General features: G+C 72.0%; 24 protein-coding genes. 14 read left to right on the top strand and 10 right to left on the bottom strand.

The window, feature by feature from the left end; genetic code table 11:
- Positions 1-51 precede the first annotated feature (51 nt).
- Positions 52-684: an AAA family ATPase gene (locus ACFPP6_RS35650; RefSeq protein WP_382051048.1), complete on the top strand. Its 633-nt coding sequence runs from the start codon at positions 52-54 to the stop codon at positions 682-684.
- A gap of 36 nt (positions 685-720) precedes the next feature.
- Here the strand turns inward: ACFPP6_RS35650 and ACFPP6_RS35645 are convergent, their stop codons facing one another.
- The 5 genes from ACFPP6_RS35645 to ACFPP6_RS35625 form a co-directional block, all read right to left on the bottom strand.
- The gene (locus tag ACFPP6_RS35645) at positions 721-1,272 is read right to left on the bottom strand and encodes a hypothetical protein (protein ID WP_382051047.1); all 552 of its coding nucleotides are present in this window, start codon (positions 1,270-1,272) and stop codon (positions 721-723) included.
- Positions 1,273-1,405: 133 nt separating this feature from the next.
- Positions 1,406-2,083, bottom strand: coding sequence for a lipoprotein (locus tag ACFPP6_RS35640; RefSeq protein ID WP_382051046.1), 678 nt, complete (start codon positions 2,081-2,083; stop codon positions 1,406-1,408).
- Between the two features lie 199 nt (positions 2,084-2,282).
- On the bottom strand, positions 2,283-2,828 hold the full coding sequence (locus ACFPP6_RS35635; protein ID WP_382051045.1) for an RICIN domain-containing protein: 546 nt from the start codon (positions 2,826-2,828) through the stop codon (positions 2,283-2,285).
- A gap of 245 nt (positions 2,829-3,073) precedes the next feature.
- Positions 3,074-4,429, bottom strand: coding sequence for a TolB-like translocation protein (locus ACFPP6_RS35630; RefSeq protein ID WP_382051044.1), 1,356 nt, complete (start codon positions 4,427-4,429; stop codon positions 3,074-3,076).
- An 84-nt stretch (positions 4,430-4,513) separates the two neighbouring features.
- On the bottom strand, positions 4,514-4,933 hold the full coding sequence (locus tag ACFPP6_RS35625; RefSeq protein ID WP_382051042.1) for a tautomerase family protein: 420 nt from the start codon (positions 4,931-4,933) through the stop codon (positions 4,514-4,516).
- A gap of 174 nt (positions 4,934-5,107) precedes the next feature.
- Here ACFPP6_RS35625 and ACFPP6_RS35620 point away from each other — a divergent pair, with 174 nt between their 5' ends.
- The 6 genes from ACFPP6_RS35620 to ACFPP6_RS35595 all read left to right on the top strand — a co-directional run bounded on the left by ACFPP6_RS35620 (position 5,108) and on the right by ACFPP6_RS35595 (position 12,388).
- Positions 5,108-6,031: a LysR family transcriptional regulator gene (locus tag ACFPP6_RS35620; protein WP_382051040.1), complete on the top strand. Its 924-nt coding sequence runs from the start codon at positions 5,108-5,110 to the stop codon at positions 6,029-6,031.
- A gap of 229 nt (positions 6,032-6,260) precedes the next feature.
- Positions 6,261-7,160, top strand: coding sequence for a pseudouridine-5'-phosphate glycosidase (locus ACFPP6_RS35615; protein ID WP_382051038.1), 900 nt, complete (start codon positions 6,261-6,263; stop codon positions 7,158-7,160).
- Positions 7,157-8,140 (top strand): carbohydrate kinase family protein, encoded by a 984-nt coding sequence (locus ACFPP6_RS35610; RefSeq protein ID WP_382051036.1) that lies wholly within the window; start codon positions 7,157-7,159, stop codon positions 8,138-8,140. The genes ACFPP6_RS35615 and ACFPP6_RS35610 overlap by 4 nt, the downstream gene beginning before the upstream one ends.
- A 102-nt stretch (positions 8,141-8,242) precedes the next feature.
- Positions 8,243-10,498, top strand: a complete 2,256-nt coding sequence (locus ACFPP6_RS35605) for an MMPL family transporter (RefSeq protein WP_382051034.1) — start codon at positions 8,243-8,245, stop codon at positions 10,496-10,498.
- A gap of 5 nt (positions 10,499-10,503) precedes the next feature.
- Complete coding sequence (locus tag ACFPP6_RS35600) at positions 10,504-11,682, top strand: sensor histidine kinase (RefSeq protein WP_382051032.1); 1,179 nt, start codon at positions 10,504-10,506, stop codon at positions 11,680-11,682.
- Position 11,683: 1 nt separating this feature from the next.
- Entirely contained in the window at positions 11,684-12,388 is a 705-nt protein-coding gene (locus tag ACFPP6_RS35595) for a response regulator (RefSeq protein WP_382051030.1), read from the top strand.
- A 93-nt stretch (positions 12,389-12,481) separates the two neighbouring features.
- Here ACFPP6_RS35595 and ACFPP6_RS35590 read toward each other — a convergent pair whose 3' ends face one another.
- Positions 12,482-13,318, bottom strand: a complete 837-nt coding sequence (locus ACFPP6_RS35590; protein WP_382051028.1) for a helix-turn-helix transcriptional regulator — start codon at positions 13,316-13,318, stop codon at positions 12,482-12,484.
- Between the two features lie 209 nt (positions 13,319-13,527).
- On the opposite strand from ACFPP6_RS35590, the gene ACFPP6_RS35585 reads away from it, so the two are divergent.
- Positions 13,528-14,637 (top strand): alkene reductase, encoded by a 1,110-nt coding sequence (locus tag ACFPP6_RS35585; RefSeq protein ID WP_382051026.1) that lies wholly within the window; start codon positions 13,528-13,530, stop codon positions 14,635-14,637.
- Between the two features lie 265 nt (positions 14,638-14,902).
- Positions 14,903-15,037, top strand: coding sequence for a hypothetical protein (locus tag ACFPP6_RS35580; RefSeq protein ID WP_275477360.1), 135 nt, complete (start codon positions 14,903-14,905; stop codon positions 15,035-15,037).
- A 475-nt stretch (positions 15,038-15,512) separates the two neighbouring features.
- On the opposite strand, the gene ACFPP6_RS35575 is transcribed toward ACFPP6_RS35580, so the two are convergent.
- Complete coding sequence (locus tag ACFPP6_RS35575) at positions 15,513-16,235, bottom strand: hypothetical protein (RefSeq protein WP_382051024.1); 723 nt, start codon at positions 16,233-16,235, stop codon at positions 15,513-15,515.
- A gap of 125 nt (positions 16,236-16,360) precedes the next feature.
- On the opposite strand from ACFPP6_RS35575, the gene ACFPP6_RS35570 reads away from it, so the two are divergent.
- The gene (locus ACFPP6_RS35570) at positions 16,361-17,407 is read left to right on the top strand and encodes a hypothetical protein (RefSeq protein ID WP_382051022.1); all 1,047 of its coding nucleotides are present in this window, start codon (positions 16,361-16,363) and stop codon (positions 17,405-17,407) included.
- Between the two features lie 265 nt (positions 17,408-17,672).
- Here the strand turns inward: ACFPP6_RS35570 and ACFPP6_RS35565 are convergent, their stop codons facing one another.
- Positions 17,673-19,133, bottom strand: a complete 1,461-nt coding sequence (locus ACFPP6_RS35565; protein WP_382051020.1) for a tetratricopeptide repeat protein — start codon at positions 19,131-19,133, stop codon at positions 17,673-17,675.
- Between the two features lie 281 nt (positions 19,134-19,414).
- Between ACFPP6_RS35565 and ACFPP6_RS35560 the strand changes: the two genes are divergently transcribed.
- Positions 19,415-19,903 (top strand): glutathione peroxidase, encoded by a 489-nt coding sequence (locus ACFPP6_RS35560; RefSeq protein ID WP_382051018.1) that lies wholly within the window; start codon positions 19,415-19,417, stop codon positions 19,901-19,903.
- Between the two features lie 92 nt (positions 19,904-19,995).
- On the opposite strand, the gene ACFPP6_RS35555 is transcribed toward ACFPP6_RS35560, so the two are convergent.
- On the bottom strand, positions 19,996-21,060 hold the full coding sequence (locus ACFPP6_RS35555) for an aldo/keto reductase (protein ID WP_382051016.1): 1,065 nt from the start codon (positions 21,058-21,060) through the stop codon (positions 19,996-19,998).
- A gap of 140 nt (positions 21,061-21,200) precedes the next feature.
- Here ACFPP6_RS35555 and ACFPP6_RS35550 point away from each other — a divergent pair, with 140 nt between their 5' ends.
- From ACFPP6_RS35550 to ACFPP6_RS35540, 3 genes are all read left to right on the top strand, one after another.
- A complete protein-coding gene (locus ACFPP6_RS35550) occupies positions 21,201-21,833 on the top strand; it encodes a TetR/AcrR family transcriptional regulator (protein ID WP_382051014.1) in 633 nt (210 codons plus the stop codon).
- Positions 21,834-21,996: 163 nt separating this feature from the next.
- A complete protein-coding gene (locus tag ACFPP6_RS35545) occupies positions 21,997-22,464 on the top strand; it encodes a hypothetical protein (protein ID WP_382051012.1) in 468 nt (155 codons plus the stop codon).
- Positions 22,465-22,691: 227 nt separating this feature from the next.
- Entirely contained in the window at positions 22,692-23,798 is a 1,107-nt protein-coding gene (locus ACFPP6_RS35540; RefSeq protein WP_382051010.1) for a PP2C family protein-serine/threonine phosphatase, read from the top strand.
- A gap of 119 nt (positions 23,799-23,917) precedes the next feature.
- Here ACFPP6_RS35540 and ACFPP6_RS35535 read toward each other — a convergent pair.
- Positions 23,918-24,105: transglycosylase SLT domain-containing protein (locus ACFPP6_RS35535; RefSeq protein ID WP_382050046.1), on the bottom strand; the 188-nt coding region annotated here is incomplete at its 5' end.

The following is a 24,105-nucleotide window of genomic DNA, read 5'->3' as shown; positions in this document are numbered from 1 at the left end:
ACCGACTGCCGACCGACCTGCCGGTGCCGGCAGTCGGCGTAGTGTCTGCACATGCTTCTGTGGATCAACGGACCATTCGGCGGCGGCAAGACACAGACCGCGTACGAGATCCGGCGACGGCTTCCGGGCAGCATCGTCTGCGATCCCGAGCACGCCGGTTTCGGCTTGCACCGGATGCTGCCCCCGGCACTGCGCGGCGACTTCCAGGATCTTCCCACCTGGAGGCAGAGCGTGTACGAGATGCTGGACTTGGCCATGACCGAGTACGACGACACCGTGATCGTCCCCATGACGCTCGTGGAACCGGACTACTTCCAGGAAATCATCGGCCGGCTGCGGGAACGCGGTCATGACGTCCGGCACTTCGCTCTCCTCGCCGACCGGCGAACCGTCCTGAAACGACTCCGAGAGCGGAACTTCGGGCACGTCGTGCGCCTCGTCGCGGGCAAGGAGGCACCCCTGCGCAGGGAGAGCTTCGCCGTGTCGAAGCTCGATCTGTGCTTGGAACGCCTGCGCAAACCCGAGTTCGCGGAACACGTGTGGACCGACCGCATCACCGTCCCTCAAGCCGCCGACCACATCGCGGCCTCGGCCGGACTTCCCCTCACCCCGAACACGGACCGCGCCTTGCAGGGCCACCTGCGCCGCGCGTGGACGGGCGTCAAGCACATCCGGTTCGACTGAAATCGGGCCACGAGGCGAGTGCCCTGACCGGCATGCTCAGAAGCCGCCGCGGCCGAGGGCCGCCTGCCCGCTACCGGCGCCGGCGCCACCGGCGTCACCGGCGGGCTGCGCAGGGGACTGTTCTGCCAGGCGCAAGGCTTCGGTACGGACTTCGGCGTCGACTTGTTCTGCCGTTTTGTCGCCGTACTCGAGGATGTCGTACTCGTCGTCGAACGCGGCGAGCCTTTCCACCAGGGGCAGATCGTGACCGAACTGCTGATGGATCCGGAAGGCGAGCTCCCGGGGGGTCATCTCTCCCGCCAGCATCCTGCTGACGAGTGAGCGTGCGGCGGCCTCCTCCCCGGCGTTGCTGCCGTAGGGGTAGAAGACGAGGCCCAGCTCGCCCAATGCCGCGGGCAGGAAGTCGGGGACGTCGTAGTCCGCCTCCGCGCGCGTGCAGGCGGCCAGGCGCCTCAATGCGGGACTGTCGAGCCCGGCCAGGAGGGCGTTACAGGCTGCATCGACGACCTCGACCGCGCGGACGCCGCCGAGGCTCCAGAGGGCCGCGAGGTTCTGCAGGTCCTGGGCTGGTGATGAGGTCGGCTGCATTCGCCCATGTTCTCTTCAGGGTGCCGTTCCGGTCGAATGCATTTCGCTGTTTCGACTGTTCGGCGGCGGCCCAGGAGCGTATCCCCGGCGCAAAGTACGTGAGGGGTTCCGGGCCGCCGTGTCGAAACCGGCCTCAGGTGGTGGGGGCCATGCTCTTCTTGGCCAGTTCGTAGGCCGGGAGCATCTCCTTGTGTTCCTCGGTGTCGAGCCCGCCCAGGTGCACGATGGTCACGCCCTTCGGCGTCTTCACGGCGAGGGCCCGCTGCTGCCTCGGCTCGTCCGTGAGGGCGCTCTTCTGCGTGTAGACCACTTCCGCGGCGGGAAGGTCGCCGGCCTTGAGCTCGCTGATCTTCTGCTCGGAGACGTTCTTCTCCTCCGCCATGTACGCCTCCAGCGTCCGGCGTGCCGAGGAATCCGTCCGGTCCGTGGTCCAGACCCGCATGAAGCCGATATTGCCCGCGGGCTTGGCGTCGAGTTCGCAGGCACCCCTGAATGCCGCGTGGCCGGAGATCTTGGCCAGGAGCTTTCCGTCCTCGACGGAGAGGCCCGAGGGCTTCCATGCCTTGGCCAGATCGAAGGACACCGGTAGCTCGCAGGCCGAGCCGGCGGGGCCGATCCGGGTGACGTTCTTCGCGTCCGGCTTGCCGGTGTTCTTCTCGGCCTTTTCGGCCTTCTCGGCCTTCGCCGCCGTTTCGGCCGGGGCCGTGGACTCCCGGGCGGTGTCGCCACCCTTTTCGGCGGTCGACGAGCAGCCGGACAGGACGCCGACCGTGAGTGCGGCGGAGACCGCACCCCGCGTGAGCTTGCGCATAGAGCCTTTCCTCATGGAACGAATCAACCGCGCAAATCTAGCCTCAAAACCGGAGAGTTCCTAACCGTTATTCCGGTGCTCCCTTCCGGCGGATAAGCGGGCCGTGCCCGGCGGGGGCGAACCCCGCCGGGCACGGCGTTGAGCATGGAGCGCGGATGCGTACGGAGTACGGGCCGGGTACGGGACCAGGTACTGGCCGCTAGATGTTCCAGTAGTGGTCCGCCCACGTGCCGCACGGCCACTGAATGGCCTTCTCGCCCTGTACGCGGCTGGCGCCGGGAATGGCGAGGCACTGGCCGCTGTTCCAGTTCACCAGGCGCGTGCCGTTGCCGGTGGCGTCGATGCCCCAGTAGTGGTCCGCCCAGGTACCGCACGGCCACTGGATGACCTGGGTGCCCGGTGTGGTGCTGGCTCCCGGCACGGCCAGGCACTGCTGGCTGTTGAGGTTTCTTATGCGGTAGTAGTTGCGGCCGCCGTTGTTGAACGCGTACTCGAACTGCCAGTAGTGGTCCCGCCAGCTGCCGCAGCCCCACTGGATGAGCCCGATGCCGTTCTCCGTGCTGCCACCGGGTACGGCCAGGCAGTGGGCGCTGTTGCCGTTGCGGATCCAGTTGTAGGAGAGGGCGCCGTCCGTGCCGGGCTTGGTGTCCGGTACGGCGGCGGCGGAGGTTCCGGTGATGCCGGAGGTGAGCAGCGTCGCAGCGGCGGCTGCCACGACTCCCAGGAGGCGATAGCGCGACTTCATGTGTCCCCTTCCTCGTACGAGAGAAATGCGTGGATCATGAGTCGTACATGCCGTGCCTGCCCTCGGCCCGATGCCCGCGCCGGGTCCGGTGCCCGCGCCGGGTCCGGAGCCGGACCGGGCGGGCCGGACCGGGCAAGGCCGCACGCTATAGCCGTTCGCCCGGAAACGGCAGACGCCGGATGGGGCACCTGCAAGTTGGCGGGAAGACGCTGCCCGGGCCGTACGGGTTCCGCCCCCCGCGCGGCTTACGCGAGGCGGCGCAGGAACACGTCGACGACCTTGTCGGTGTCGTCGGGGACGAGGTTGTCGGCGGCGCTGGTGAAGACCGCGGTACGGCCGGTCAGGTCGACGGCGACCCCGTCCGAGTCGCCGTTGGCGGGGGTCCCGTTGCCCGCGACGTCGAGCCGCTCGACGGCACCGGTCAGCAGGTCCCGTGCGTAGACGGCCGAGCGGCCTTCGGTGCCGCCGCTGCCGCCGGGGACCAGGTTGGGGGCCGTGGAGCTGAAGAACACCTTCCGGTTGTCGCCGCTCATGACCGGCCCACGAGAGTTGCCCAGAGCCTCGGCCCCGTCGTGGGCGACGCTCAAACGGCGCGTGACGCCGGTCCGCAGGTCCCGGGCGTACACGTCCGCCGTGTTCGTGGTCTTGCCCGGTACGACGCCGGAGGTGCGGGAGGAGAAGAGCGCGTAACGCCCGTCCGGGCTCAGCCCGACGTCGGTGGCCGACGCACCGCTGCCGTCGCGCTGCCGGGCGGCGAGCTCGGTCCGCCCGGTGCGCATGTCGTGGACGTAGAAACTGTCCAGCCTTGGCCTGGCCGACCCCTGACCGGCACCGTCCGGCCCGCTCACGCCCTCACCCTCGCCCTCGCCCTCGCCCAGACCGCCGAGCGACAGGAACCCGACCTTGCTGCCGTCGGCGCTGATGACCGGTGCCGCCGAGCGGGTACCCGCCTGGCTCCCGTCCGACCGGACGCTCACCCGCTGCGTGGTGCCCGTCCAGCGGTCCCGTACGAAGACGGCCATCGGATCCGTACTCGGCCCGGGGACGAGGTCGGTCCGGCTGGAGGCGAAGGCGACGAACCGTCCGTCGGCGCTCATGGCCGGTTCGTACGACGTGCCCGCCTGCTGCTGCTTGTTCTCCAGCAGGAGTTCGGTCCGCCCCGTCCTGCGGTCGCGGACGAAGAGATCGGTATCGCCGGGGCGCTTGTCCGGGGACAGGTTGCCGGCCCTCGAGTCGAAGACGGCGTACCGCCCGTCGGCGCTGAGCGCGATGTCGAACGAGGAGTCGTCGGCCGGTGTGCCGTCGCTCGCCACGTTGGCCTGCTCGACCGCGCCGGTGCGTAAGTCCTTGATGAACAGGTTGACGCCCTCGCGGGTGCCCGGCGCCAGATCGGTGGCCCTGGATCTGAAGGTGGCGAAGCGGCCGTCGGCGCTGATGCCGGCGGTGTACGACTCGCCGTTGGCCTGGGCACCGCCGGCGGTCACGCTCACCCGTTCCGTACGCGGCCGCTGATGCTCGGCACCGGAGGCCACCGGCACGGTGGCTGCGGCGCAGGCGCCCAACGCGGTGACCAGAATGGCGGCTCGTGCGAGACAGCGCATGGTTCCCCCTCTTGGACTGGGCGGGATCCGGTTCGCATGGGATGCGAAAGGTCAGGGGAAGCCAAGCCCGTCGACCGGGTGCGGTCAACGGGGAGGTGCGGCCTCCGGCACGGATGCGACCGCCCCGCGGTAGTGGTCGAACTGCGTCACTCCGTGGTAGCCGTAGCTCTCGGGGTGCAGTTCGTGGAGCGCGACGCCGCACCGGGCCAGCGGGCCGAGGACGTCCGTCAGCAACGTACCGGCCTCGGCGATGAAGGCGGCCCTCTCCCCCGCGCTGTTCGTGCCCAGGGTGATGCCGGCCTCCACGTGCGCGTCACGGCCGCCGGTCAGCGGTCTGCCGTCGACGTAATAGCTGCTGGCCGGAACCAGATTGACGTGGACGATGGTGCGCGCACGCGACTTCTTCAGGGTGACCACCGCCAGCCGGGTCAGCCCCTCGGCAAGGGCGCGCCGAGCGGTGGCGGGAAGGTCGGGGTCGGTGACCGTGACCCGGAAAAACGGCATGGCTCTCTCCTCGGTCGTACTGGGCGTATTGGGCTTATTAGGCGTATTGGGCGCGCCGAGTGCACTGAGCGCACTGGGCCTGTCGCCACCGGAGCCGGTGGCACGGAGCAAGCCTGGCCCGACCTGGCACCATGGATCCAACGCATGGATGTCATATACATATGAGGCCGACGCATGACCGTGAACCTCCCCCAGCTGAGGGCCTTCCTCGCCGTCGTCGACGCGGGCGGCTTCAGCGCGGCCGCCGCCGAGCTGGGGATGAGCCAGTCGGCGGTGTCGCACGCCGTCGCCTCCCTGGAACGCGGGCTGACCGGCCCGCTGCTGGTCCGTTCCAGCCCGGTGCGGACCACCGCGCTCGGCGAGCAGGTCCTGCCGCACGCCCGCATCGCCGTGTCGGCGGCCCGGTCCGTGGAGCGGATCGCGGCCGAAGCCGCCGGGGCCCTGACCGGCACCGTGCGGCTGGCCGCCACGCCGACGGTATGCCAGGGGCTGGTCCCCGGCCTGCTCCGGCACTGGCGCGAGGACCAGCCGCGGATCACCGTGCGACTCTTCGAGGGCGACAGCAGCGAGGTGTCGACGTGGCTGGAGGACGGCACGGCCGACGCCGCCGTGCTGATCGACCCGCCGCCCGGCCCCGGCATCCAGCTCGCCACGGACAGCTACCAGGCGCTGCTGCCCCGGGACCACCCCCTGGCGGGCGAACCGCGCGTCGACATCCGCGACCTGGAGGACGACCCGTTCCTCATCTCCCCCAACGGCTGTGAAGTCCGCGTCCGTACGATCCACCGCCTGGCCGGGCTGCGCTTCGCGCCCACTCACCGGGTACGGGACCTGGCGACCCTGATCAGCATGGTGCAGGCGGGTATCGGCGTGACCGTGCTGTCGGAGGTGTCCCGCTCCCTGATCCCCCCTGACCTGGTCCTGCTGCCACTGGAGCCCCGCACGTCGCGCCGCCTCGTACTGACCGGCCCGCGTGACCGCCCATGGCACCCGGCGGTCCGCACCTTGGCGGAGTCAGCCGTCGGTCATCTGGCCGGGGCCGCGCCGGGCGGCCACCCCGCCCCGTCGACCCGGTCCGCGAGGGCAAAGGTCTCCTGAGCCGCGCGCAGGCGCGTTCCTCTCCACCGAAAGGCTTCCGGCCGCGCGTCTCGGGGAACAGCTCTGTGCATCGAGGATCCGGTGAGCAGCGCCGTGCTCGGCGTGACAGGAGGGGCCTGCGATGTCAGAGGTGTCAGCGGTGCCAGAAGCGTCAGACATGTCAGATGTATCAGATGTGTCGGACGCGTCAACGGCATCAACGGTTTCAAAAGCTTCGGGCAAGCACCCCTTGGTCGTCTCGGACGAGGTGCGCGAGGCGCTGGACCGGAGTCGGCCGGTGGTCGCCCTCGAATCGACGATCATCGCGCACGGCCTGCCCAGGCCGCGGAACCTGCAGGTGGCGCAGGAGCTGGAGGAGCTCGTACGGGCCGGTGGCGCCGTCCCCGCGACGGTGGCGGTGCTGGACGGGCGGCCCCGTGTCGGGCTGGACAAGGAGCAATTGGCGCGCGTGGCGGGCGAGAGCGGGCTCCGCAAGCTGGGGCACCGCGATCTGGCGCCGGCGGTCGCGGCGGGGGCGAGCGGGGCGACGACGGTGTCCGCGACCGCCTTTCTGGCCGCCCGGGCCGGGATCCGCGTCTTCGCGACGGGCGGTCTCGGCGGCGTGCATCGCGAGTGGGCGCAGACCCAGGACGAGTCGGCGGACCTGCGCCTGCTGGCGAGGGTACGGATCGCGGTCGTCTGCGCAGGGGTGAAGTCGGTCCTGGACGTGCCGGCGACCCTGCAGCGCCTGGAGACGCTGGGCGTCGGCGTGCTGGGCTTCCGGACGACGGAATTCCCGGGCTTCTACCTCAGCAGTTCCGGAGAGCCGGTCGACTGGACGGCCGGTTCCGCGGCGGAGGTGGCCGGTGTGCTGCGCGCTCAGGACGCGCTCGGCGGCCCGCCCTCCGCCCTGCTCGTCGCGAATCCGGTCCCCGCAGCGGAACAGCTCGACCCGGCCCTGCACGACCGGGTGCTGGCGCAGGCACTGGCGGCGTGCGCGAGCGAGGGGGTCACCGGGCAGGCGGTCACCCCGTTCCTCCTCGGCTATCTCGTCCGGCACACCGACGGCGCGTCCTTGGAAGCCAACGTGGCCGCGGTGCGGGGCAATGTGCGGCTGGCGGCCGAGATCGCGACGGCGTACGCCGCATGAGCGGCGCCGGCAGCGCGACGCTGCTCGTCGTGGGTGACGTGGTGACCGACATCGTCGCCCGGCACCGCACGCCGCTGGTTCCCGCGACGGACACGGCGGCCCGCATCGCCACGCTCCCGGGCGGCGCGGGCGCCAACGTGGCCTGCTGGGCCGCCCGTTCGGGCGCCCGCGACGTACGCATCCTGGCCCGCGTGGGCGCGGATGCGGCGGACGGGCACGAGCGCGCGCTCCGCGCAGCCGGCGTCCGCCCGCACCTCGTGGTCGACCCCGAGGCGCCCACCGGTACGGTCATCTCCCTCGTCGGCCCGGACGGCGAGCGGACGTTCCTCACCGACAGCGGAACGGTGCTGCGCCTGTCGGCCGCCGACTGGAGTGACGACCTCCTGGCCGGCGTCGGTCATCTGCACGTCTCCGGCTATCTCTTCTTCGCCGACCCGAGTCGTACGGCCGCCCGGCTGGCGATGGAGGCGGCCCGCGCCCGCTCCGTGCCGGTGAGCGTCGACCCGGCCTCCGCCGGCTTCATCGCCCGCTTCGGCGTGGACCGCTTCCTCACGGCCGTCGCGGGGGCGGACACTCTCCTGCCCAACCACGACGAAGCCGCGCTCCTCACCGGTCTGCCGGACCCGGCCGACGCAGCGGCCAAGCTGAGCCGGCAATTCCCCCTCGTGGTCTCCACACAGGGCTCCGGGGGCGCGCTGGTCGCGGCCTCCGGCGCGGTCGTCGCCCGCGTCCCGGCCGAGCCGGCCGGCGCCGTGGACACCACGGGTGCAGGCGACGCCTTCACCGGAGCCTTCCTCGCCGCCCGCCTGGCGGGCCGTGACCCGGCCGAGGCAGCACGCCGGGGCTGCCGGGCCGGCGCCGAAGCGGTCACCCTCATCGGCGCTCGCCCCCGTCTCGGTCCCCGCCCCCGTCCCCGTCCCCGTCCCCGTCCCCCCGAAGATCCTCCGGAACGGGCGGCTCCCTCCGGCCTCTCCTCCTGAAGCCGCCCCCCGGCCCGGCTCCCGTGTCCACCGACCGGTGGACACGAGGTCCAACCTGTCGGTGCTGTCGGCGACCACAGGCCTTGGACCAGCATGAATGCCATGAACAATCTCCCTGTACGCATGGCTCGTCGGAGCGCCCTGCGCCCCTGGCGCGCCATCTCCGGCTGGTTCCTCTTCGTCGTGCTCTGTCTCGGCGCCGGAGCCGGCATCGGCGGCAACCCCGCCAAGAGCGAGGACTTCCGCATCGGCGAAGCGGGCCGTGCCGAGGCGATGGCGACCCAGGGAGGTCTGCAACAGCGGCCCGTGGAGCACGTACTCATCACCGGGAAGCCGGGGAAGACCGAGAAATCGGAGAAGCCCGAGAAGTCCGAGACGTTCGGAAAGACCGCCACGAGCCGCCGTCCCGATCTCGATCAGTCCGCCGCCGCAGCCGCGGCCCGCGACATCGGCGACCGCATGCGCAAGCTGCCCGAAGTCGCCTCCGTGGCCCCGCCCGTCCGGTCCGCCGACGGCACGGCCCTGCGGATCGCCGTGACCCTCAAGGGCCCTGAACTGGACGGCAAGAAGCACGTCGAACCGCTGCGCGCGCAAACGGCCGCGGCCCAGGCGGCCCACCCCGGCCTGCTGATCGAGGAGACGGGCGGTCCGTCCATCAGCAAGGGCGTCGAGAAGCAGCGCGGCAGCGACCTCTCGCGCACCGAGCTGATCGCGCTGCCCGTCACCCTCCTCACCCTGCTGTTCGTGTTCCGGTCCGCGGCCATGGCCACGGTGCCCGTCCTGCTGGCGCTCTCCTCGATCGCCGCGGCCATCGGCCTGTCGATGCTCGCCTCTCACGCCTTCCCGGACGCCGGCGTCGGCACCAACGTCATCCTGCTGATCGGCATGGCCGTCGGCGTGGACTACACCCTCTTCTACCTCAAGCGGGAACGCGAGGAGCGGGCCCGCTCGGGCGGCCGGCTGAGCACGCAGGCCGTGGTGGAGCTGGCCGCCGCCACCTCGGGCCGGGCCGTCGTCGTGTCCGGGCTCGCCGTCGCGGTCTCCAGTGCCACGCTGTACCTGGCCGACGACGTCATCTTCTCGTCGATCGCCACCGGCGCGATCCTCGTCTGCCTGGTCGCCGTCGCCAGTTCGCTCACCGTGCTGCCCGCGCTGATCTCCAAGCTCGGCGCCCGAGCCGAGCGCCGGTCGGCCCGCAAGGCCGGGCGCGGCGCACCCGTCCGGGCGCCGAAGTCCGGCACGGGCCGCATCACGGCAGCCCTCCTGCGTCCCGCGAGCAGGCGTCCCGCCGCCACCCTGTGCGTCACCGTGCTCGGCCTGCTCGCCCTGGCGAGCCCGCTCCTGGGCCTCAACCTGACCGACATGGGCCGCGAGACCCACTCACGCGGGATCCCGGCCATGCAGACGTACGACCGGCTGAACGAGGCGTTCCCGGAGCTGAAGTCCATGCACCAGGTCGTCGTACGTGCCGAGCCCGGCCGGGCGGGCGAGGTGGCCGGCGCGCTGCGCGAACTCGGCAGGCGCGCCGGGAGCGACCCGGCCCTCGCCGGTACGGCGGAGCTCCGCGTGTCGCAGGACCGGCGGGTCAGCCTCCTGGAACTGCCCGTTCCGCACTATGTGAGCTCCGAGGCCGCGCAGCAGTCCCTCAAGCGCGTGCGGACGGACTACGTGCCGGAGACCGTCGGCAATCTGCCCGGCGTGGAGTCCGGAGTGACCGGGGACGTCGCCCGCTACGCGGACTACCCGGCCCACCAGAAGGGGAAGCTTCCCCTGGTCATCGGGTCCCTGCTGCTGGTGACCTTCGCCATGACGGTGTGGGCGTTCCGCTCCGTGGTCCTGGGGCTGATCGGCACGGCCCTGAACCTGCTCTCGGCCGGTGCCTCGCTCGGCCTGCTGGTCCTCGTCTTCCAGGGCAGCTGGGCCGAAGGGCTCCTCGGCTTCACCTCCACCGGGTCGATCGGCTCCCGGGTCCCGCTCCTCCTCTTCGTGATCCTCTTCGGCCTGTCGATGGACTATCAGGTGTTCGTCATCAGCCGCATCAGGGAGGCGGCCCTGAGTGGCGTGCCGACCCGCAAGGCCGTGCTCGACGGCATCCGCAGCTCGGCCGGCGTGGTGACCAGCGCCGCGTTCGTGATGGTGACGATCTTCGCCGCCTTCATCTTCCTGCACATCATGGAGATGAAGCAGATGGGCTTCGCCCTGGCGGTGGCCGTGCTGCTCGACGCCGTCGTCATCCGGGCCATGGTGCTGCCCGCCCTCATGCTGCTCCTCGGCGAGGCCAGTTGGTGGCCGTCGCGCGGCATGCGCCGGGCCCAGGCGGCCGTCCCCGCTGCCCAAAGCCCCGTCTCAGTAGGCTGACCAGCATGAACTCCCCGCCGCAGCCACCTGGCCATCAGCACTGGATACGCAGACTCCGCCGGTGGAACGCCGTCTGCTGGGCCCTCCTCGGACTGGTGCCCTCGGTCATCGGCGTCCAGAACGACTCCGGCGCGCCGAAGTACGGGGCGCTGGCCGTGCTGGCCGTGCTCGCCGCCGGATACGCGACCGCGGAGCTGGCCCCCGGCAACCGGGTGCTGCCGCCGGCCGGGTACCTGTGGGTGCTGGCCCTCGGCCTGGGCGCGATGGCCGGGCTTCCGGGCGGCGGCGCGGCCCTGTTCATCGTGTCGCTCCCCCACTTCTGGATCTTCGCAAGCCGTCCGCGGTCGGCCGTCGTGCTGAGCGGCGTCGCGGCGGCCGCGACCGTGGCGGGCAGCATCGCGCGCAGCGGGGAGTTCTTCAGCGGCAACGCCGCCTTCGCCCTCATCGGCTACACGGCCGGCGTGCTGCTGGGGCTGATGGTGCACCGGATCGTCCGGGAGGGCGACGAACGGGCCGACCTGCTGGGCGCCGAACTGAAGGACGCCCAGCAGCGGCTGGCCGAGGCGCACCGGCGCCAGGGCGCCGTCGAGGAGCGCGAGCGGCTCGCGCGGGAGATCCACGACACCCTCGCCCAGGGCTTCGCCTCCATCATCGTCCTCGCGGAGGCGGCCCGTTCGCACCTCGGTACGGATCCGGGCAGGGCCGCCCAGCAGCTGCTGTCGATCGAGCGGACCGCCCGCGAGAACTTCGCCGAGGCACGGGTCCTGGTGGGCTCGGCACCGCAGAGCGGCCTGGCCCCCGGCTCCGTCGCCCTGACCCTGCGGCGGACCCTGGACCGGTTCGCCGAGGACACCGGCCTCACCGTCGACGCGGAACTGCCGGACATCGACTGCGACCAGCAGACCCGGATCGCCCTGCTGCGCTGCACCCAGGAATCCCTGGCCAACGTGCGCAAGCACGCGGCCGCCTCCACCGTGGGCGTCGTCCTCGGCCTGCACCTCCACGGCGTCGAACTGGAGATCACCGACGACGGCCGCGGCTTCGTCGTCGAGGAGGCCGGCGGCTTCGGCCTCGACGGCATGCGCAAGCGCCTGGCCGAACTCGGCGGTGAGCTCACCGTCACCAGCTCCCCCGGGGACGGCACCCGCGTCCTCGCCCTGCTTCCCGCGAACGGCCAGGTGTGACATGACGGAACGGATAGAACCGAAGGAACCGAAGGAATCGAACGAGGCGCGCCAGGACGGCCGGCTGCGCGTCATCCTGGCGGACGACCACACCGTCATGCGCGCGGGAGTGATCGCGCTGCTGGCCTCGGAGCCCGCCATCGAGATCGTCGGAGAGGCGGGCGACGGCCGCGCGGCCGTCGAACTCGTCGAGGAGCTCCGCCCCGACGTGGCGCTGATCGACCTGCGCATGCCCGTCCTGGACGGGGTGGCCGCCACCGCCGAGATCGCCTCGGGCGGGACGGGCACCCGCGTGCTGATCCTGACCACGTACGACACCGACGCCGAGATCGAGCGCGCGGTCGAGGCCGGTGCCATCGGCTACCTGCTGAAGGACACCACGCGCGACCAACTCGCGGACGCCATCCGGTCCGCGGCCCGCGGCGAGACCGTCCTGGCGCCTCGTGTCGCGCAGAAACTGGTCGCCCGCATGCGGCGACCCGTCCAGGTCCCGCTGACCTCCCGCGAGGCGGACGTCCTCAACGCGGTCGCCGACGGGCTGTCCAACGCCGACATCGGCAAGCGCCTCGTCATCGCCGAAGCCACGGTGAAGACCCACCTGCTGCGGGTCTTCGCCAAACTGGGCGTCAGTGACCGTACGCACGCGGTGGTCGTCGCCCTCGAACGGGGTCTGCTGCAGCGGCCCGGGCGGGACGCACTCGGCTGACACGGCGGGCACGTCCGGCACGTCCGGCACGTCCGGCACAGAACTCATTGCCGTCTGCATCGCACGCCGGCATCACGCATTACGTATCACCCGTCACACGAACTTCTGTGACCCCACGGCAGTGAGCAGCGCCAGCGCCTGGTGATCGGAGGTGCCCGGTGCGGCGGTGTAGACGACGAGGCGGAGGGCCGAGCCGGTGGCTTCCAGCACGTCGCAGTCGAGCGTGAGCCGTCCGACTTCGGGGTGCTGGACGGTCTTGCGCTGCGAGGTGCTCGCGGCGACGTGGGTGCGGGCCCACAGCTCCGCGAAGCGGGGGTCGGCCGCTCGTAGTTCGTCGGCGAGTTCTCGCAGCCGGGGGTCGCCGGGAAAGCGTCCGAGGCTCGCGCGCAGGTCGGCGACGGCGTACGCCTCGAAGTCCGCGGCTTCGGCGGGTGTGCGGACCACTCGTGAGGGACGTCCGGTGAAGTGCCGTCGCAGGACGTTGCGTTCTCCGTCGCCGCCCGTGGCTTCGTCACCGAGCAGCGCGATCGCCGGCGGGTTGGCGAGGACGACGTTCCAGACCCGGTCCACCACCATCACCGCGGCATCGTGCAGCCGGTCGATGATCCGCTGCAGTCCCGGTGTGACGTGGGCGGGGGCGACGGCGGGCGGGGGCGGGGCGTGGCCGGCCAGCCGGAACAGGTGGTCGCGTTCGTCCTCGGTCAGCCGCAGCGCGCGTGCGAGAGGGCCCAGGACGGCGGCGGACGGCCTTCCCGCGCGGCCCTGTTCGAGCCGGGCCAGGTACTCGACGGAGAGCCCGGCCGGCGTGGCGACCTCCTGACGGCGCAGGCCGGGCGCGCGGCGGCGCGGCCCCGCCGGCAGACCGGCCTCGGCGGGCGCCAGGCGGTCGCGCCAGGCGCGCAGGCAGATGCCCAGTTCGGCGTCGTTCATGCCCTCATTCTGGCGGGCCCCGCCGTGCGGAGGGTCGCCCTGCCGGTACCAGCATGAGCTCGGCCCTCCTACCGGACGGCCACCGCTCGCACGATGGCTCCCGTAGCGCCGGCGACCACCGGCGCGTGAACGAGGAGAGCCCACCGGTGAGCACGACGACTGCAACGAGTGCGACGACTACGACGACTGCCACGACTGCGACGAGCCCGATGACCGTAATGCCACCGACCGCCGGGGACCCGCTGCTGCGCCGCGCGGACCTCGGGGACTTCCGGCTGCCGAACCGGGTCGTGATGGCTCCGCTCACCCGGGCCCGCGCGGCGAACCCCGGCCTGGTGCCGACGGAACTGCACGCCGTCCACTACGGCCAGCGGGCCGGCGCCGGGCTGATCGTCACGGAGGGAACCTGGGTGAGCGAGCGGGCGATCGGCTTCGTGAACGTTCCCGGTGTCTACAGCGAGCAGCAGGTCGCCGGGTGGCGGCGGGTCACCGATGTCGTGCACGCCCTCGGCGGCCGGATCGTGCTGCAGCTCTGGCACACCGGTGCCGCCTCGCACCCCGATCACCTCCGGGGCGCACTGCCCGCCGGGCCGTCGGCGGTCGATCCGCACGAGCGGTCCTTCACTCCGGGCGGGTTCAAGGACACCGTCACTCCCCGGGAGATGACCCTTGCGGACATCGAGGGCACGGTCGCCGACTACCGGGTGGCCGCGCTGAACGCCCGCCGTGCCGGGTTCGACGGCGTCGAGGTCCATGCCGTCGGCCCGTTCCTGATTCCCCAGTTCCTCAATCCGCGGCTGAACCTCCGTTCCGACGCCTACGGCGGTGACCGCGCCGGACGACGGCGCCTGCTGCTGGAGATCGTCGACGCGGTCACCGCTGTGTGGGAGGGGCGGCGCGTCGGGGTCCGGCTGTCGCCGTACTGGTCCTCGGGCGACCGTTTCACGGCCGGCGAGGAGACGCTTTCCGACTACGACGCCCTCGTGGCGGAGCTCAACCGCCGCCCGGTGGCCTATCTCCACCTGCGCGGCCGGGACCTGGCCGGCCCGGGCGCCGCCCCCGACCTCGATGCGTTCGCACGGTACCGGCGCCTGTTCGACGGCCCCCTGATCGCGAACCTCGGCTTCGACCGCGCGTCGGCGAACGCCGCGATCGAGGCCGGGATCGCCGACGCCGTGTCGTTCGGCACCCACTTCATCGCCAACCCCGACCTGGTCGCCCGGTTCGCCCTCGGCCACGACCTGGCAGCCGGTGACCCGGACACGTACTACTCCGGTGGGGCGGGCGGCTACGTCGACTACCCCGTGAGCAGCGGGTGAGCCGGTGCCGGCGGCCACGTCGACGGCAGGGCGACAGCCCTTGCGGAGAAAGGGACTCGCCGACGTTCATCAGCCAAATACCACGCATTAAGGTGTTACGCCCATAAAGTTACATTGTGCAGTACCAGCGCTGACCTCGGGTCAGCCTGTCACGTCGGGGCCTCACCCAGGGGTCTCGGGAGGGGCCGGTTGCGCTGCCACACCCGAGGGCTCTCATAGGGTCTCGCCGGCCGGCGGGTCTCCTGGTCCGAGGAGAGGCGCGAACATGGTGCAGCACAGAAGGCCGAAAGCGCCGGTCGACTGGAACCTGGTCCGCAGCGCGGCCCGAGCAGTGACGCCCTGGGTGGAGCTGCTGACGGCCCTCACCGCTCTGGCCCTGGTGATGACCGGCAGGGGCTGACCCGCGGGGCGTATCACCAGTACGCCCCGTGGAGCCAACTCTTCGGCTGCCCGTCGCGGGTCCAGCCCCGCGGCGGGCTTTTGGTACGTCCGCACCGCGTGATCCCGGCACGGAGGGCGCGACGGCGCGCGTGCCCGTCGCCCCCTGTCGGCTGCCCGACGAGCCCACACACTAACGCACGGGGCGGGGCGCCGCCCGGGACCGCGACGCCGGAGCCAGCCACCTGGAGGACACCGGCCGGCGCACCGGCGGGCACCGGCCCGCGCGTGCGGCGAACCGGCGGCCCCCGGGCGGGTGAGGCACGGCGCGCCGGGCGCGCGTGCGCGTCAGCGCTGCCAGTGCTCGTTCCGGACGAGGGAGTTGCACTGGGCCACATCGGCCTTCGCCCGGACGACGGCGCGCTGCTTCGGCTCCAGGATCCGGCGCGGCCGAGCGACCCCACCGACCGGAGGGGGTTGGTCCGTTTTCGCGAGGCTCAGTTCAGGGAGGCGCTCTCCATCACCTGGTCCACCTCTCGCGCTTCCACCGGCCCGCCCGGCTGGGCGATGCCGAGGAGGAAGGCCGAGCGGCTGTCGTCCACCGCGATGAGCGTCAGACGCAGATGACCCGTGCCACCGGCGCCCTCCGGGACCGCGCTGCCGCGCTTGCCCTCGCTCACCCTCAGCGCCACCGTGTGCGCGGGGCGGCCGCCGGCCGTCGTCGGCCGGGACTCCGCGACTTCGGAACTCCCCTCGGGGTAGAAGAACACCGCGTTCGATCGGGCGGCCCGCTCCGCCTGCTGCTGGAGTGCGGCCTGCGGCACGGCCGCGGCACGGCCGGCGAGGACGGTGCTGCCGCCCTCGCTGCTCGCGCCGGTGCCGCTGCCGGTGCCGCTGCCGGTGCCGGTGCCGGTGCCTGCATGTTCCTTGGTGACCGACGAGGTGAAGGCACCGATCAGCTTCTTCCCCTCCTCGTGTTCCCACCCTTCGGGTATCGCGTAGGAGAGCCCGGCCGCACCGTCCGTCACCCGCGGCCGGCCGGCGAAGGGCGAGGAGTCCTCCTCACGCGTCAGCCACCACCCGGCGGCGACCCCGGCGACCAGCAGCAGGACCAGCGCCGCCACGGCACCGGTCACCAGCTTCCGGCGGTGGCCCGGCCGACCGGCCGGAGCGGGCGCCGGGGGCGCGGGCGGAAAGGCGAGGTGAGGCTTCGTCGTCATGATCCCAGCATCCGGGAGCCGGGCCGCTCCGGGCCTGAGCACGCGTACTCACTCGCATACTCATTCGACGACGGCGGTCCGGGCAGCCTGGAACCGTACAGGACGTGGGCCCCGTCCCACAGATCATGATCATTACAACCGACCCGAGCGTGGCCCGGCTCGCCGCCGACTGGGAGCGCATCCGCCCCACGTCCCCCGCGGACGAAGCGGTCCCCCTCGTCCTGGACTGCGCCCGCCGTCTCGCCGCCGACCCGGGCGGGGAAGAGGCCCGGATCTGGGTGTCCGGGCTGGTGGCGATGTCGGGTTACCTCGCCTGGCGTCCCGAGGAGGAGGCCGAGCGCGCCGCCCTCGGCGCCCTTCGGGCCGCGATCGAAGCACTGGGCAGCCGGACCTGCTCGCACGACGGCCACCCGTACGAGGCCGGGATGGACTCGCTGGAGGACGAGATCTGGAACGGTGACACCGGTCTGCTGACGGGCGGGCCCGCGGCGCCGGACGCCGGAACGGAGACCAGCGCCCCCGCCCCCACCGCAACCGCCACCGGCCCCGAGCAGGTGCTGTGTCCGGGCAACGTCGCCGGGTGGGCACGGCTCGCCGCGGACGTGATCGCCCCGTTGACCGTCCGCCGCATCCCCGTGGGAGCACCGAAGTACCACCACAGCTGCATCAGCACCCTCTCGGGGATCGTGAACGACTATCCCTACGGCGATCCGCACGAGGACCTGAAGGACGAGGCCGCCCGCCTTCCCTCCCGGCCCACCCGCGGAGTGCTGGCCGGCTACCTCGTGACCATGAACGCCACCTGCTGGTACGCGACGTCGGAGCGGATCACGGACCGCTCGGTTCTGGACGCGATGATCAAGGGGATCGAGGAGGCCCTTCCGCTGCTGGAGGACCGCCCGTGCACCCACGCCCCGGGTGAGCACCCCGACACCGGCGATCCGGATTACGCGAGCCAGGTCGGCTACTTCCTGCGCAGCCCCGGCGGCCGGGCCGAGATCGCCGAGTACTACGGGTGGAACGAGGAGGACGAGGCGGACCAGGAGGACGAGCCCCTGGACGGATGGGTGTGCCCGGCCTTCCTGCGCGACCTGGCGGAGGACACCCTCCTGGAACTGGCGAGCGGCCTGAGGGCGTTCGAGCAGGCGGACGCCGAGGTGCCGGCTACCTGACCCCCGGTCTGGTGCCTCACCCCCGGTCCGGCCACCTCCCCCGGCCTGTCGCGGTCACCGTCGAGGAGCGCGCATCCGGCGTCGAGCCACTGCGGGAGCGGTTCGACGCCGGCGAACTCGGCGAGGCGGGCCAGTTCCTCGCGCGGGGCGTCGAGCAGGCTCTCGTAGGCGAGGGTGGTGCGCCGGTCCGCGGGCACGGGCCGAGGAGCTCCCCGCCGATCACCTTGCCTTCGGGGAACGCGGCTCTTCTCATGCTCGCTCCGGCTCAAGCCCCGGCCGCTGCAGCCGACGTTGCCGCCGACGCCTGCTGGGCGGCACGGCGGCGCGCCGCGCCGGCCCCCGCCGTGTCGCCGAGCCGTTCGGCGAGCCGGGCCTGCGCTCCCCAGTTGTACGGGCACAGGGGGCGCACGTTGATGCGCTCGCTCAGCAGCATGCGCGCGATGTCGTGCTGCCCGCTGCGCACCGCCGCCTCCACCAGGGTCCGCTGCACGGCGTCCCGCTGCGCGTGGCTGCCTCCGAACGTCTGGACCCGGTGCCGGATCGGGAGCAGGAGGCCGACGACGTCGTCGTAGCGACCCTTGCCGTAGGCGACGAGCGCCCGGCACACCGGCAGGCCGACCTCGGCGGTCATCGGCACGTTGGACAGGCCGGCCGTGTGCGGGCCGGCCTGCCGCACCCAGGCCTCCCGGTCCCGGACGAGGCTCTCGGCCTCGGCGATGCGGTCCGCACCGACGTGGGCCATGACGGCATGCGCGTCGTTGAAGGCGTAGTAGGCGCCGTCCTGCCGTGCCGTCCAGGCATCGGAGAGCACGGTCCAGCGGTCACCGGTGTCGATCCCGGCGCCGGGGCCGGTCCCGGATCCGGTGCCGGATCCAGTGCCGGATCCGCTGCCGGTCAGGTAGAGCCGCCACAGCAGGGACGCCGCGTCCAGCATCTCCATCGCCAGCCCGGCGGATTCCTCGTTGTGGAGGACGGCGTCGTAGACGTCGAGGACCCGGTCGGTACGGCCCGCCTCCAGGTTGTAGAGGGCGTAGTGCCACCAGTTGTGGACGTTGAGGTAATTGCCGTCCGCCCAGTCGGCCGTCCGTTCGTCCAGATAGCGGATCCCGTCCGCGAACCGCCCCGTCATCTCGTAGGCGTGCACGACGGCGTGGATCCCCCACACATCGCGGGCGTTGCGTTCCACGGCCGCCAGGCCCGCCTGCTCCGACTGCCCGTAGTGCCCCGCTTCCTCGAGGCCGAAGGCGTACATGCCGAGCAGCAGGCCGTAGTGGGGGTCGTCCTCGTCCCAGGCGGACAGGGCCCCGCCGATGCGGTCGCGCAACAGCACGGCGTTGCCGGTGAAGAAGTCGGTCTGGTGGCCCACCGCCAGGGCCAGCGCGTCCCTCGGGTGGGCCACGTGGAGCTCGCCGAGCACGCGGCCGGCTCCCAGGATGTCGCCGTTCAGCCAGGAGGAGGCGGCTTCGATGTGCATCCGCTCCCGCGGAGTCACCTCCGAAAGGTGCACGCCCCGGCGGAAGTCCTCGAAGGACTTCCGCGCCGCCGCCGCTTCCTTCTCCTCCGTACCCAGCAGACCGAGGTACGCCAGGAGGACGTTGCCCATGACCGAGCGCGGCGAGTCGGCCACCGCCGCCTCCGCCTCGGTGGCGACCTCCGAGCGGAAGAAGAGCAGGGATTCCAGCGCCTTCTCGTAGTGCCGCACCGCATCGGTGCTGGTGAACGTCATCGCCTGAGCATGCCGGTCCGTTCCCACTCCCAGTCCTCCCGCTCGACCGCCGTGACAGCCGCCGGGACGCCGCCGGGACGCCCGGCGGGGCGGGACGGCGGCGTTCTGCGGCAGTACATGCCTGCCCGGTCCTGCGCGCCCGGACGCATGATCGCGGGGTTGTCGTGCAGCGGTCTTCCGCGGCCGCGGGGGCCGGAAGTTCGTCCGGCTGGAGGCATACTGGCCCACAGACAAGTCGACCTGATCACGCAGCAGCCGAGCAGAAGAGCCAAGGAGCCATCGTGTCCATCCACGACGTGGAGATCGGCGCCCTCCAGGGCGGCCCCGCGAATCTCGCGCAGTACCGCGGCAAGGCCGTCCTGGTCGTCAACGTCGCCTCGAAGTGCGGCCTGACCCCGCAGTACGCGGCGCTGGAGAAGTTGCACGAGGACTACGCGCCGCACGGCTTCACGGTGCTGGGCGTCCCGTGCAACCAGTTCATGGGCCAGGAGCCCGGATCCGCCGAGGAGATCGCCTCCTTCTGCTCGGCCACCTACGGCGTGACCTTCCCGATGACGGAGAAGACCGACGTCAACGGCGAGCGGCGGCACCCCCTGTACACCGCCCTGGTCGGCACGGCGGACGCGGAGGGCCACACCGGCGACATCCGCTGGAACTTCGAGAAGTTCCTCATCGCCCGGGACGGCAGCGTCGCCGCCCGCTTCAGCCCGCAGACCGAGCCCGACGCCCCCGAGGTCGTCTCGGCCGTCGAGGCGGCCCTGCGCGACTGACGCCTTCTCGCCGCCGCCGCACGGTGCGGCAGGTCACCGTCGACCGTCGGCGGTGACCTGCGGCAGGCGGCCACCCCGCGCACTCCCGCTCCCTACGCCTCGCCGCCGGCGCCCACCCCGCGCCGGACCGGGTGCGGGTTGAGGCGGGCGAAGCCTTCCTGGCGCTCGTAGGGGAAGTACGGGTACGGCGCGGTCGTGGCGCTCGCGGCGTCGAGCCTTGCCACTTGATCGGCGGTCAGGTTCCACCCCACCGCGCCGAGGTTCTGCCGCAGCTGCGCCTCGTTGCGGGCGCCGATGATGACGGAGGAGACCGTCGGGCGCTGCAGCAGCCAGTTGAGGGCGATCTGCGGCACGGTCCTGCCGGTTTCGAGGGCGATCTCGTCGAGGGTGTCGACCACCCGGAACAGGAGTTCGTCGTCCACGGGAGGGCCGTAGTCCGCGGTGGCGTGCAGACGGCTGCCGGCCGGCAGCGGCTTGTCCCGGCGGATCTTGCCAGTGAGGCGTCCCCAGCCCAGGGGGCTCCAGACGACGGCGCCGACGCCCTGGTCGAGGCCGAGCGGCATGAGCTCCCACTCGTAGTCGCGGCCTATGAGGGAGTAGTAGACCTGGTGCGCGGCGTAGCGCTGGTAGCCGTGCTTGTCGGCGGTGCCGAGGGACTTCATCAGCTGCCAGCCGGCGAAGTTGGAGACGCCGGTGTAGCGGATCTTCCCGGCCCGTACGAGGTCGTCGAGGGCGGAGAGGGATTCCTCCACGGGGGTGCCCGCGTCGAAGGCGTGGAGCTGGAAGAGGTCGATGTAGTCGGTGCCGAGGCGGCGCAGGGCGTCGTCGACGGCCTTGACGAGGCGTGAGCGGGAGGTTCCCGCGTCCGCCGGGCCGTCGCCCATCGGCAGCCCCGCCTTGGTCGAGATGATGACCTCGTCGCGGCGACCCTTGATCGCGGCGCCGAGCACCTCTTCCGAAGCGCCGGCGGAGTAGACGTCGGCGGTGTCGAACATGTTGAGACCCGCCTCGAGGCAGATGTCGATGAGGCGGCGTGCCTCCGCGGCGTCGGTGTCGCCCCAGGCGCCGAAGAGCTCTCCGCTCCCGCCGAACGTGCCCGCGCCCATGCTCAGCGCCGGAACCATCAGTCCTGAAGCGCCCAGTCGTCGGAATTCCACAGCGGTTCCCTTCCCCTTGTGTCCCCTGGTGCCGCCCTGCGCCGTGCAGGCTCGGACGACAGCCCTACCGGGACTGAAGTCCCGTTAAGATGGCTTCACCGTAGCAGAGCCCGAGCCGCTAATGGAATAGGAGTCCCGTTATGGAGTCAAGGAGTGCCGATCCGGGAACCGTGCGCCCCGGCGGGCGCACCGCCCGCGTGCGAGCCGCCGTCCTGCAGGCCGCCGGAGACGCACTGGCCGAGGGCGGGCTGTCCGGCCTCGACCTCGCCGACGTGGCGCGGCGCGCGGACGTCGGCAGGACCACCGTGTACCGCCGCTGGGGAACACCGGCCGCCCTGGTGGCCGACCTGCTCGCGGACATGGCCGAGCAGTCCCTCCCGCGCGCCCGCACGGGCACCCTCCTGGGCGACCTGCGCGCCAATGCCGGCCTCGTGCAGCGCACGCTGGCCGACCCGCGCCAGGGAGCGCTCTTCAAGGCGGTGATCGCCGCCGCGACCTGCAACGACGAAGCCGCCTCGGCCCTCCGCCTCTTCTACGCCACCCGCGTCACGGAGTGGGAGCCCTGCGTCCGGGAGGCCGTCGAGCGGGGCGAGCTGCCCGAGGGGACCGACACCCGCGAAGTCGTCCGGGCCGTCTCCGCTCCCCTCTACTACCGCCTGCTGACCACGGGCGACGTGCTCGACGAGGCGGCGGCGGACCGGGCGGCCGCGGTCGCGGTCACAGCTGCACAGGCGGGAGCCTTCGTGGCGGCCGAGGCTCCGGCCAAACAGTGAAACGAATGCGTCATCGCGAGGCGAACGGCGGCATCCGGCACACGGGGGGTGAAACAGTCCGGTGCAGTCCCCCACCCAGGCCCCTCACCCGGGTCGCTCATCCGGGGCCCTCATCCGGGGCCGCCGGGGCCGGTGGATGCACCACTCGACGAAAGGACCTTTCGTGAGTAAGAGGACCACCACACTGCTGGCAGCCGCCGCACTCACCGTCGTCGCCCTCGCCGGGCAGGCGGGCGCCGCGGAGACCTCGCGCCACGCCGGCCCGGCCGCGGCGAGTGCGGCGGCCGGGCCGGCCGTCCCGGCCACCCGTACCGTCCACGCCCCGTTCGCCCTGGAACAGAACCAGTCCCTGGCCTCGGACACCGCCAATCTGGTCATGCAGGCCGACGGCAACCTCGTCATCTACGACGAGTTCGGCAGAGCCCGCTGGGCCTCCAGAACCGTCGGCCAGGGGTGGAGAGCCGTCTTCCAGGAGGACGGCAACTTCGTGGTGTACACCCGCTCGGGCAAGGCCGTCTGGTCGTCCAGGACGGCCGGGCACCCGGGCTCGCGCCTGGTCGTGCAGGACGACGGCAATGTCGTCATCTACGACGGCAGCCAGGCGATCTGGGCTTCCGGCACGAACCACTGATCCCCCGCGCCTGTCGCGCAGCCGGGCCCTGGACGGGTCCGGCTGCACTGCGGAAGCGGCCCCACCAGGGTGCCGGGCTCGCCCTCGGCCTCCGTCAGGAGCCGGGCTCAGGGGCCGGGCTCAGGGACCGAGCTCAGGGACCGTCCCGGCAGCTCCCGGTGGACCGCCGCGCATCCGGCTCGTGTCGCAGGAGCTGCACACAGGGGGTGGGGAGGTAAGCAAGGGACATGCGCATTCAGTTCCTTCCGGCAGGCCCCGGCTCCGCGGGACGCCGGCGCGCGCTGATTGCCGCCCCGCTGGTGCTCATCGCCGTCATCATGGGGGCCGACCTGGCGACCGGCCCCGACGTCCACCTCGGTCCCCTGCTGGTGGCCGCCCCCGCACTCACCGCGACCTTCGGCGGCAAGCGGCTGACCGCCTTCATCGGGGCCCTGGCCGTGGCCGCCCAGATCGCCCTCGGGTTCATCTTCGGCCGGGCCACGACCGCCGACCACCAGACGCAGACCGCGGCCCTGTTCCTGGCCGTCTGCTTCATCGTCGCCTTCCGCGCCCTGCGCGAGCGCCACGAAGAGGCACTGGACCGGGCCCGGTGGATCGCCGACGTCGCACAGAAGGTCCTGCTCAAGCCCCTTCCGTCCCGCATCGGCCCCCTGGAGCTGGCTTCGGCGTACGCGGCGGCCGAGGCCGAGGCGCAGATCGGCGGAGACCTCTACGCGGCCGTCCGCGCCCGCGACGCGACCCGCGTCATGATCGGGGACTGCCGCGGCAAGGGACTGACCGCCGTCGGGGACGCCGCCCTCCTCCTCGGCGCCTTCCGCGCCGCCGCCCACCGCTTTCCGCCCCTCCCCCGCCTCGTCGCCCACCTCCACAACACCGTCTACTGGGACGCGGAGGAGCCCGCCGACGAGCTCGCGGCGGGCGAGAGCTTCGTGACCGCGGCCGTGCTGGAGATCCCCGACGACCAGCCGCTGGTCCACGTCATCAGCTGCGGCCATCCGCCGCCGCTGATCGTCCGCGACGGCGAGGTCGTCACCCTGGCGGTCGCCGACCCCGACCTGCCCTTCGGCCTGGGCACACCCACGACGGAGGCCGACTACGAACCCGAGGCCTTCGCCTTCCGCGACGGCGATCTCCTCCTCCTCTACACCGACGGGGTCATCGAGGCCCGCGGCCCCCACGGCGCCTTCTACCCCCTCGCCGAGCGCCTGGCCTCCTGGAACGAACGCGAACCGCAGCGCCTGATCCAGCGCGTCCGCCAGGACCTGCTCGCCCACGCCGGCGGGGCCCTCGACGACGACGTCGCACTGGTCGCCATCCGCCGCAACCCTCTGTGACTGCTCCGGACCCGGGTATGCGGCGAGGGCGGTGGCATCCCCGTTGATACGGGGTGCCACCGCCCTCGGCGGAGTGCGGGGTGGTGCTATGTGCGCCGTGAACCGATCAGTGCTGCTGATCAGTAGGCGGAGTTGACGTTGTCCATCGAGCCGTACTTGTCGGCGGCGTAGTTGCACGCAGCGGTGATGTTGGCGACCGGGTCGTAGATGTCCCAGGACGTGCCCTCGACGTGGTACGCCTTGAACGTCGGGTCGATCATCTGCAGCAGACCCTTCGACGGCACACCATTGGCAGCGTTGATGTCCC

Source organism: Streptomyces aureoversilis, assembly GCF_042657885.1.
GTDB lineage: Bacteria > Actinomycetota > Actinomycetes > Streptomycetales > Streptomycetaceae > Streptomyces > Streptomyces aureoversilis.
The sequence above is the reverse complement of the archived record's forward strand: the minus strand, read 5'-3'. Positions and strand labels throughout refer to the sequence as shown.

Coding starts and splice junctions, on each gene's coding strand:
- ACFPP6_RS35630 (WP_382051044.1), bottom strand. CDS start 4,429: ATGCGCTGTCTCGCACGAGCCGCCATTCTGGTCACCGCGTTGGGCGCC.
- ACFPP6_RS35570 (WP_382051022.1), top strand. CDS start 16,361: ATGATCATTACAACCGACCCGAGCGTGGCCCGGCTCGCCGCCGACTGG.
- ACFPP6_RS35620 (WP_382051040.1), top strand. CDS start 5,108: ATGACCGTGAACCTCCCCCAGCTGAGGGCCTTCCTCGCCGTCGTCGAC.
- ACFPP6_RS35635 (WP_382051045.1), bottom strand. CDS start 2,828: ATGAAGTCGCGCTATCGCCTCCTGGGAGTCGTGGCAGCCGCCGCTGCG.
- ACFPP6_RS35640 (WP_382051046.1), bottom strand. CDS start 2,083: ATGCGCAAGCTCACGCGGGGTGCGGTCTCCGCCGCACTCACGGTCGGC.
- ACFPP6_RS35595 (WP_382051030.1), top strand. CDS start 11,684: ATGACGGAACGGATAGAACCGAAGGAACCGAAGGAATCGAACGAGGCG.
- ACFPP6_RS35590 (WP_382051028.1), bottom strand. CDS start 13,318: ATGAACGACGCCGAACTGGGCATCTGCCTGCGCGCCTGGCGCGACCGC.
- ACFPP6_RS35625 (WP_382051042.1), bottom strand. CDS start 4,933: ATGCCGTTTTTCCGGGTCACGGTCACCGACCCCGACCTTCCCGCCACC.
- ACFPP6_RS35605 (WP_382051034.1), top strand. CDS start 8,243: ATGAACAATCTCCCTGTACGCATGGCTCGTCGGAGCGCCCTGCGCCCC.
- ACFPP6_RS35585 (WP_382051026.1), top strand. CDS start 13,528: ATGACCGTAATGCCACCGACCGCCGGGGACCCGCTGCTGCGCCGCGCG.
- ACFPP6_RS35600 (WP_382051032.1), top strand. CDS start 10,504: ATGAACTCCCCGCCGCAGCCACCTGGCCATCAGCACTGGATACGCAGA.
- ACFPP6_RS35650 (WP_382051048.1), top strand. CDS start 52: ATGCTTCTGTGGATCAACGGACCATTCGGCGGCGGCAAGACACAGACC.
- ACFPP6_RS35565 (WP_382051020.1), bottom strand. CDS start 19,133: ATGACGTTCACCAGCACCGATGCGGTGCGGCACTACGAGAAGGCGCTG.
- ACFPP6_RS35550 (WP_382051014.1), top strand. CDS start 21,201: ATGGAGTCAAGGAGTGCCGATCCGGGAACCGTGCGCCCCGGCGGGCGC.
- ACFPP6_RS35580 (WP_275477360.1), top strand. CDS start 14,903: ATGGTGCAGCACAGAAGGCCGAAAGCGCCGGTCGACTGGAACCTGGTC.
- ACFPP6_RS35610 (WP_382051036.1), top strand. CDS start 7,157: ATGAGCGGCGCCGGCAGCGCGACGCTGCTCGTCGTGGGTGACGTGGTG.
- ACFPP6_RS35575 (WP_382051024.1), bottom strand. CDS start 16,235: ATGACGACGAAGCCTCACCTCGCCTTTCCGCCCGCGCCCCCGGCGCCC.
- ACFPP6_RS35540 (WP_382051010.1), top strand. CDS start 22,692: ATGCGCATTCAGTTCCTTCCGGCAGGCCCCGGCTCCGCGGGACGCCGG.
- ACFPP6_RS35645 (WP_382051047.1), bottom strand. CDS start 1,272: ATGCAGCCGACCTCATCACCAGCCCAGGACCTGCAGAACCTCGCGGCC.